At 58.5% G+C, this 3,698-nt stretch carries 3 protein-coding genes; all 3 read left to right on the plus strand.

Annotated features, from left to right (window positions below; genetic code table 11):
• The coding region (locus P9228_RS30760; RefSeq protein WP_127313226.1) for an exopolysaccharide production repressor protein at positions 1-245 on the plus strand (245 nt) is incomplete at its 5' end.
• A gap of 236 nt (positions 246-481) precedes the next feature.
• The gene (locus P9228_RS30765) at positions 482-1,495 is read left to right on the plus strand and encodes a 1-aminocyclopropane-1-carboxylate deaminase (protein ID WP_024505903.1); all 1,014 of its coding nucleotides are present in this window, start codon (positions 482-484) and stop codon (positions 1,493-1,495) included.
• A 599-nt stretch (positions 1,496-2,094) separates the two neighbouring features.
• Positions 2,095-3,252, plus strand: a complete 1,158-nt coding sequence (locus P9228_RS30770; protein WP_063170386.1) for a TlpA disulfide reductase family protein — start codon at positions 2,095-2,097, stop codon at positions 3,250-3,252.
• Positions 3,253-3,698: the final 446 nt, after the last annotated feature.

Consider the following 3,698-nt stretch of genomic DNA (forward strand, 5'->3'; position numbering starts at 1 on the left):
GCACTTCATCTTTTTGTCGGCTCGTGGGGCTGGTCCTGTGCAGCAATGCGTCGATGGTTTACTTCGCTTTGGATTCGCTCCGTGTGGCAGTCGTCACGACGCTGGCCTGTTCGCTGCTGCTTCAGGCCGGCTACTTCGGCCGCGTGCTCTTTCTGATCTGGCAGTCCTCTAGCCGCGCTCGTGGAACTCGCCACAGGGGCCAGCATGCCGATGGTTACAGGAAAGCTCGGGTACCAGTCGTCTGACTCTGATCAACTGCGGAATGCAATTTTCAGCTGTGTCCCGGCTTGGTCGAATGCCCAGCATGTGCTGCTGCTTTGATGCGCGGATGACAGGATCAGTGCTCAGACCCACACCAATTTTGGTCACCCTCTGATGACTGAGCTGATCGTATAGGGAATCTGTGTTCGGCTAACACGCGACCATACCCCTGGGCTGACCGGTGCGTAGCAGGTTCAGGTACTTTTTTGCTGGAGATAGCATGCTGGAAAAATTCGAACGTTATCCGCTCACCTTTGGACCCACGCCGATCGAGAGGCTCGACCGCCTCGGCAAGCATCTGGGCGACAAGGTGGAAATCTACGTCAAACGCGAGGACTGCAACTCCGGTCTCGCGTTCGGCGGAAACAAGCTGCGCAAGCTCGAATACATTGTGCCCGACGCGATCGCGTCAGATGCCGATACGCTCGTCACAATCGGTGGCGTGCAGTCCAACCATACGCGCATGGTCGCTGCGGTCGCCGCCAAGATCGGCATGAAATGCCTCCTGGTCCAGGAGAGCTGGGTCCCACATGATGATGCTGTCTACGACCGGGTCGGCAATATCCTCTTGAGCCGCATCATGGGGGCAGAGGTGCGCCTGGTTGACGAGGGCTTTGACATCGGCATCCGCCGCAGCTGGGAAAAGGCACTTTATGAAGTCAAGGCAAGGGGCGGCAGGCCATATGCGATACCTGCCGGCGCCTCTGTCCACAAATACGGCGGCCTGGGCTATGTGGGGTTCGCTGAGGAGGTGCGTGCCCAGGAAGAGCAGCTTGGGTTTGCCTTCGACTATATCGTCGTCTGTACGGTGACTGGTTCAACCCACGGCGGCATGCTCGTCGGGTTCGCCAAGGATGGTCGACAGCGCAACGTGATCGGTATCGATGCCTCCGCCATGCCCGCCAAGACCAAGGCGCAGGTGCTTGGCATCGCCCAAAATACAGCGAAGCTCGTCCACCTCGGAGCGGAAATTGTCGAGGCAGACGTGGTGTTGTTCATGGACTACGCGTACCCGGGTTATGGCGTTCCATCGGAGGAAACCAAAGAGGCAATCCGTTTGTGCGCGCGGCTCGAGGGCATGATTACGGACCCCGTTTACGAGGGCAAATCGATGCAAGGGATGATCGACCTCGTCCAGAGGGGCTTCTTTCCACAGGGATCGAGGGTCCTCTACGCACATCTAGGCGGCGCACCGGCGATCAACGGGTACGGCTACACCTTTCGCAACGGCTGACGTTCGGCAGTCTGCGATTCCGCGGTCGCGCTCGAACGTGGGTAGGTAGCGTCGTTCGAGCGCTTGGCTGGAGAAGTGGAGGCAGCGACGGGCATCCACTAATTGGTACCATTACGTGCTGTCGGTGCTCAACGCCACGCGCATTGAGCGCATGCCGCCGTTGGCAACCGCGAGGCGAATTTTGACTCCGGGGCAAGAATCCACACGCGGCGGTGGCGGCACGAGGACCAAGCCGGCGAGTTCGCGCTTTCGAACTGGCGCCAAACTGCCACTGCTCGAGGGCCGAGGCCAGTCTAATCACAGGCGAGCCGTCCAAGCTCTCAAGAGTGATAGGGCGAAACCCGACAGCGGCAGAAGACATGTCGGGTTCACGACAATCGGCCGCATTTGGCCTCGTGGAGAATTTCAAAGCATTTCCCGCCGCTTACCGGAGCTGAGGGAATTGGCACCTCCGTTGCAGCTTGATGTGCGGCAACACGGTGAGAGCTTCGCTGAAGCAAGCCAGAGGGAGCGATGCCCTCGAGACCGTGTCCGATTTTGACTGGAAAATATTCCGCGACAAAAGAGACGAAAGGTGTGGAATGACTTTGGACACCAAGATGGAACTGCGTATGGGGTCCCCGGCTCCTGCGATCAAAGTGGAGAACTGGCTGCGTGGCGAGCCCCTCACGAACTTTCGGCCCGGCAAGGTCTACCTCGTTGAGTTTTGGGCGACTTGGTGCGGACCATGTGTCGACGCCATGCCCCATTTGATCGAACTGCAGGAGAAATATGAAGGCAGCGGATTTGAGGCGGTCGGAGTTGCCGCCTGCGAACAGGGTCCTACCGCAGACGAGGCGCGGACCAACGTGGATGCCTGGCTGACCGAGGAGTTCCCGAATCTGAATTATCGTATCGGGTTCGATTACATTGGCGAAATGAACAAGCTCTGGATGGATCCCAGCTCTTCGATTGGGATTCCCACCTCGTTCGTGGTCGACCGCGACGGCCACATCGCTTTTATCGGCCACCCGGCGGAACTCGATGACGTTTTGCCGAAAGTCCTTAACGGCAGCTGGCGCAGCAGCTATGAAGCGAAAGCCGCCGATGCAAAGCGCATCGCGCATAACCAACTTGCAGCGCGCGAAATGTCGCTTACCGGGCCGATATACGCCAAACTTGAGCCGGCGATGCAGGCCGAGGATTGGACGGCGGCGCTCTTGGCCATCGAAGAAGGCCTCGCCTTGATGCCAGACTCTTGTGAGTTCCGGCAGATTCATGCGGATCTTCTGCTTCACAAGCTGCGCGACATCAAGACCGGCATGCCGGTCATGCGAGAATTGGTCGAGGACGCGATCGACAAAACGTCCGACGCGGTGTCGTGGATGGCCTTGGCCCTCAACCAACTCTTCGATCCCACGATGGACAATTCCCATCTTCCGCGCGCGGAGCGCTTTGCGATGGGCAACGAGCTCTCGGAACAGATACTGGCACTCAATCCCCCGAACGGCGATGGCCCGTTTAAATACCTCCGGTACCTCCCGGTAGCTCAGTATTATTACGAGAGCGGCAACAAAGATCGCGCAATCGAGTTGATCGAGGTGGCACTGAAATCGGTGGACCGGCTGGGGCCAATTCCGGACCACACCAAACAGTACTATCTTACCCCATTGCTCGAAGCACTGGCCAACTACACGGGTGAGCCTGCCTGTCACGCGGATCTTTGTGTGGCTCCGCAAAAGAAGGCACCCGAAACTCAAAACGAAGTCACTTCCTGAGCAAGAATCGCGAAGGGACTGACAATTGGAATTGAACACTGGCCAATCCGCCCATCGAAGCTCTCTTCGCAGCAAGTATGTCGATGCAGCAGGGCGGCGGCTTGCGGAAGGTTGGATTTCAATTGCGTTGACCACCGGTCGGATCGCGGCGCAGACGATGTGCGCCGCGAATTCGCGCCGCAGGTCTCGCACTCGTGGACATGTCGAGGTCGGCCACGGGGCACTCTTGGGGTTGGCCCGCCCAAGCCATTCGTCGGCCACGCAAGCGGACCCGGAGTGGGCATCGCAGGAAAAGGAAATCGTACCTCGAAGACGAAGACTGAAATGACGAACAACGAAATTCCTCCGGTTGGCCCTGCTGTCAACAATGACGACGAGGCCCTTGCTTCCCCGTTCGTCAAATGCCTCCTGCGGCTCATTCGTACTCAGGATTCCTTCGGCTTATG

The sequence above is a fragment of the Mesorhizobium sp. WSM4898 genome (assembly GCF_029625845.1).
GTDB lineage: Bacteria > Pseudomonadota > Alphaproteobacteria > Rhizobiales > Rhizobiaceae > Mesorhizobium.